This window comes from Pantoea sp. CTOTU49201 (assembly GCF_032054795.1).
Classification (GTDB): domain Bacteria; phylum Pseudomonadota; class Gammaproteobacteria; order Enterobacterales; family Enterobacteriaceae; genus Pantoea; species Pantoea symbiotica.
Genome location: NZ_DAMBSA010000338.1, coordinates 1 through 4,262, shown reverse-complemented (window position 1 = coordinate 4,262; position 4,262 = coordinate 1). Strand labels below are relative to the sequence as shown.

The window sequence follows — 4,262 nt, the reverse complement described above, 5'->3', positions numbered from 1 at the left end:
CCCTCTCCTGCTTGCGGGAGAGGGCTGGGGTGAGGGCCAGCGTGGAAAGGAGGAGAAGATGCAACGCTCAGAAGTGAATGCGATCCTACAACGCACCCGCGAATTCTTTATGCGCCAGGATGTGCATCTGCCGCCGTGGGCCGATTACGGCCTCAGCCAGTGGCGCGCGCTCGATAAACATGACGCCGATGAACTGCTGGCGCTGCACCTCGGCTGGGATGTCACCAGCTTTGGCGCTGACGATTTCAATCAAACCGGTTTAACCCTGTTCACGCTGCGCAACGGCTCGCGCGGTGGCCAGCCGTGGGCCAAACCTTACGCCGAAAAGATCATGCATGTGCGCGAAGGGCAGGTCACGCCGATGCATTATCACCCGCAAAAGATGGAAGACATTATCAATCGCGGCGGCGGCAATCTGATCGTCACGCTGCATAACCGCGCGGGCAATCAGCTGGCCGAGACGGCGGTCAACGTCACGCTGGATGGCATTCGGCAAACCCACGCCGCCGGTTCGCAGCTGCGTTTGTCGCCGGGCGAAAGCGTAACCTTGCTGCCGGGCATCTGGCACAGCTTTTGGGGTGAAGAGGGCTACGGCGATGTGCTGGTGGGCGAAGTCTCGATGCCCAACGACGACGAACATGACAACGTGTTTCTTACGCCGCTGGCGCGCTTTAATCCGCTTGATGAAGATGAAGAACCGCGCTGGCTATTGTGTAACGAATATCACCGCTGGCTGGCCTAAAGGAGCCTGATATGGCACTGATTTCCCTGGCGCAGGGTTTGGCCCATGCGCAACAGAACGGCTACGCGCTCGGCGCGTTTAACGTCCTCGACACCCATTTCCTGCGTGCGCTTTACCAGGCCGCTGAGCGGCAGCGCTCGCCGTTTATTATCAGCATCGCCGAAGTGCATTTTAAGTACGTCAGCCTCGAACATCTGGTCGCTGCCGTGCGCACCGAAGCGGCGCTGCACGATATTCCGGTGGTGCTGCATCTCGATCACGGCCTGCATTTTGAGGCGGTGATGCAGGCGATTCGCCTTGGCTTCACCTCGGTCATGTTCGATGGCTCGACGCTCAGCTATGAGGAGAACGTGCGCCAGACGCGCGAGGTGGTGAAGATGTGTCACGCGCTCGGCGTATCGGTAGAGGCCGAACTTGGTGCGGTGGGCGGCGATGAAGGCGGTGCGCTGTTTGGCGAGGCCGACAGCGATAAATTTACCGATCCGGCGCAGGCCGCTGATTTTGTGCACGCCACCGGCATTGATTGCCTGGCGGTGGCGATTGGCAATGCGCACGGCAAATACAAGGGCGAACCCAAACTCGACTTCGACCGGCTGGCGGCGATTCGCTCGACGGCTGGCATTCCGCTGGTGCTGCATGGCGGCTCCGGAATTAGCGATGCGGACTTCCGCCGCGCCGTTAGCCTCGGCATCAACAAAATCAACTTCTACACCGGCATGTCGCAGGCGGCGCTCGGCGCGATTGAAGCGCAGATTACCCAGCGCGATGCACGCTACGACTCCTTTGCCGAATTGCTGATGGCGGTGGAGCGCGACATCGCCAACGTAGTGGCACAGCAGATGCAGGTATTTGGCAGCGCCGGGAGGGCCTGACAGCATGGTGCGTAACGGAATCATCGGTGCCGGCAGCATGCTGGTAGATCACGTGCAGCGCATCAGCCACTGGCCGGAACAGGGCTGGCTGACGGAGATTCAGCACAGCGAGAAGTGCAGCGGCGGCGCGGCGCTCAACGTGCTGTTTACCCTGGCGCGCATGCAGCTGAACTTGCCGCTGGCGGGCGTTGGCATGGTGGGCGAGGACAGCGACGGCGATTACATCCTGCAACTGCTGGACGATCATCACATCGACCGCCAGTTTGTGCAGCGCACCGCAGGCATCAACACGGCGATGACGCAGGTGATGACTACGCCGGACGGCCAGCGCACCTTCTTCCATGCACGCGGCGCCAATGGCAAGCTCGATTTGGCGCATTTTGCCGACGTCTCCACTGCACATCGCATTTTCCATCTCGGTTATTTGCTGCTGCTGGATAGCCTCGATGTGCCGGACGAGGAATACGGCACGCGCAGCGCACGATTGCTGGCGCAGATGCAGCAGCGTGGCTATCTCACCTCACTCGATTTGGTGTCGCGCGTGGGCGAATATCGTCCGCTGGTGGTGCCTGCGCTGCGCTGGCTCGATTATTTGGTGATTAACGAACTGGAGGCGCAATCGCTCACCGGCGTAAATTTGCGCACGCCGCACGGGCTTGCCGCATCCACATCGTTTGCCGAGGCGGCGACCTGGCTGATGCAGCAAGGTGTACGTCAGCGGGTGGTGATTCACGCACCGGAAGGCGCATGGGGCCAGCAAGCGGACGGCGAAGGGCGCTGGCAACCGGCATGGTGCTTAGCACCGGAAGAGATCGTCGGTAGCGTTGGCGCGGGCGATGCGTTTTGCGCCGGTGTGCTTTATGCCAGCCACGAAGGCTGGTCGCTAACAGAAACGCTGAAGTTGGCACATACCTGCGCCTGTTTCAATCTGCATGCCGCAAACGCGCTGGACGGCACGCGGCCATTAGCCGAGATGCAGCGCTGGATGGCTCAGGCGATTTGCGTTTCGCGCGCGGAAGAGGCAGGGCGCATCACGTCGGCGGAAAAAACATAGCCGAGACCGCGAATGGTGCGGATTAGGCTCGGTTGATGCGGGTTGCTTTCGATCTTGCGTCGTAGCCGCATAATCAGCACATCAATGGTGCGATCAAACACCTCGAGGCTTTCGCTGTGCGTCAGTTCGAGCAGTTGATCGCGGGTTAATACTTTGCGCGCATGCGCCACCAGCGCGCGTAGCAGCGTGTATTCACCTTGCGTCAGCGGCACGCTTTCGCGTTGTGGATTGAACAGCTGGCAGCGCGCATCATCCAGTCGCCAGCCGTTAAATTGCCAGCCTTCATCCAGCAACGCTTCCGGCTGTGCCAGTCGTCCGCAGCGACGCAGTGCAGCGCGCGCCCGTGCCACCACCACACGCGGATTGAACGGCTTGGCGATGTAATCATCCGCGCCCATCTCCAGTCCCACCACCATATCCGCTTCCGAACCCATGCCGGTCAACATGATCACCAGCAGATCGGGACGCTGCCGTTGCATCTGTTGCAGCACCAGCAAGCCGTTGGTGTCTGGCAGCATCATATCCAGCATCACCAGCGATATTTCCGGGTGTAGCGCCAACAGGGCCAGCGCATCTTTCCCCTGATGGCAGCAATAAACGGTAAATACATGTTCATTCAACACATCGTGCAACAATTCGCACACTGCACGATCATCATCGACCACCAAAATCGCGGGCTTCATAGATGCGCCTCTTTTGTTACGAAAGGGTTAAAAGCAGTGTAACCCGATGTTTTTTACCTGCTGATTCAGGCAACAGAAACGTGAGCGCCATCGCGAGGCAGAGTGTGGAAGCGTGCAGTGCCGCACTCTTTTTGCCAAACAATCGCAACGAGGGAAAACGATTGCGCGGCGCTGGTGCAATGCACCATAATCGCGCCTCATTCTGGTTCGGAATTATCCTAAGCGAAGCATTATTCGGAAACGTAATCGATTGCGTAGGGTGATGGCATAGCTATTGCTATGAGGACAGGGGAAGGTTAAACGCCTTGCGTCCAATACAACAATAAGTCTGTAAACCACATTGGCAAGGAGCGCGCGCATTCGTGCCGACTCCGCTCATGAGAGATGATGATGTTAGAAAAACTCTTCAAACTAAAAGCGCACAACACAACGGTTCGCACAGAAATCATTGCGGGTATCACCACCTTCCTCGCAATGGCTTACATCCTGTTTGTTAACCCGAGCATTCTCGGTGCAACCGGCATGGATAAAGGCGCGGTCTTCGTAGCGACCTGTCTGGCTGCGGCGATTGGCTGTGTGTTAATGGGCCTGATCGCTAACTATCCGATTGCACTCGCACCGGGCATGGGCCTCAACGCCTTCTTTACCTATACCGTGGTTCTGCATATGGGTTACACGTGGCAAGTCGCGCTGGGCGCGGTGTTCTTGTCGGCGGTGATCTTCTTTGCCATGTCGCTTTTCAAAATTCGTGAGTGGATTATTAACAGCATTCCGCTGCCGCTGCGTGCCGGTATTGGTGCGGGTATCGGCCTGTTCCTGGCGATCATCGCGCTGGAAGGCGCGGGTATCGTGGTGGATAACCCAGCTACGCTGGTTGGCCTGGGCGACCTGACCAAACCAGGCCCGCTGCT

General features: G+C 58.7%; 5 protein-coding genes. 4 read left to right on the top strand and 1 reads right to left on the bottom strand.

Annotation, left to right across the window (positions count from 1 at the left end):
• Nucleotides 1-58 precede the first annotated feature (58 nt).
• From RTY00_RS19355 to RTY00_RS19345, 3 genes are read left to right on the top strand one after another with little or no spacing between them, the layout of a single operon-like run.
• On the top strand, nt 59-742 hold the full coding sequence (locus RTY00_RS19355) for a D-lyxose/D-mannose family sugar isomerase (RefSeq protein ID WP_061717633.1): 684 nt from the start codon (nt 59-61) through the stop codon (nt 740-742).
• An 11-nt stretch (nt 743-753) separates the two neighbouring features.
• On the top strand, nt 754-1,614 hold the full coding sequence (locus RTY00_RS19350) for a ketose 1,6-bisphosphate aldolase (RefSeq protein ID WP_008105480.1): 861 nt from the start codon (nt 754-756) through the stop codon (nt 1,612-1,614).
• Nucleotides 1,615-1,618: 4 nt separating this feature from the next.
• Nucleotides 1,619-2,668, top strand: coding sequence for a carbohydrate kinase family protein (locus RTY00_RS19345; RefSeq protein ID WP_312665590.1), 1,050 nt, complete (start codon nt 1,619-1,621; stop codon nt 2,666-2,668).
• Here RTY00_RS19345 and RTY00_RS19340 read toward each other — a convergent pair.
• Nucleotides 2,605-3,351 carry a response regulator transcription factor gene (locus RTY00_RS19340; RefSeq protein ID WP_312665589.1) on the bottom strand — a complete coding sequence of 249 codons (747 nt, stop codon included), beginning with the start codon at nt 3,349-3,351 and terminating at the stop codon, nt 2,605-2,607. The genes RTY00_RS19345 and RTY00_RS19340 overlap by 64 nt on opposite strands.
• A 387-nt stretch (nt 3,352-3,738) precedes the next feature.
• On the opposite strand from RTY00_RS19340, the gene RTY00_RS19335 reads away from it, so the two are divergent.
• Nucleotides 3,739-4,262, top strand: a 524-nt coding sequence (locus RTY00_RS19335) for an NCS2 family permease (RefSeq protein WP_312665588.1), incomplete at its 3' end; no start/stop codon positions are given.

Coding starts and splice junctions, on each gene's coding strand:
- RTY00_RS19355 (WP_061717633.1), top strand. CDS start 59: ATGCAACGCTCAGAAGTGAATGCGATCCTACAACGCACCCGCGAATTC.
- RTY00_RS19350 (WP_008105480.1), top strand. CDS start 754: ATGGCACTGATTTCCCTGGCGCAGGGTTTGGCCCATGCGCAACAGAAC.
- RTY00_RS19345 (WP_312665590.1), top strand. CDS start 1,619: ATGGTGCGTAACGGAATCATCGGTGCCGGCAGCATGCTGGTAGATCAC.
- RTY00_RS19340 (WP_312665589.1), bottom strand. CDS start 3,351: ATGAAGCCCGCGATTTTGGTGGTCGATGATGATCGTGCAGTGTGCGAA.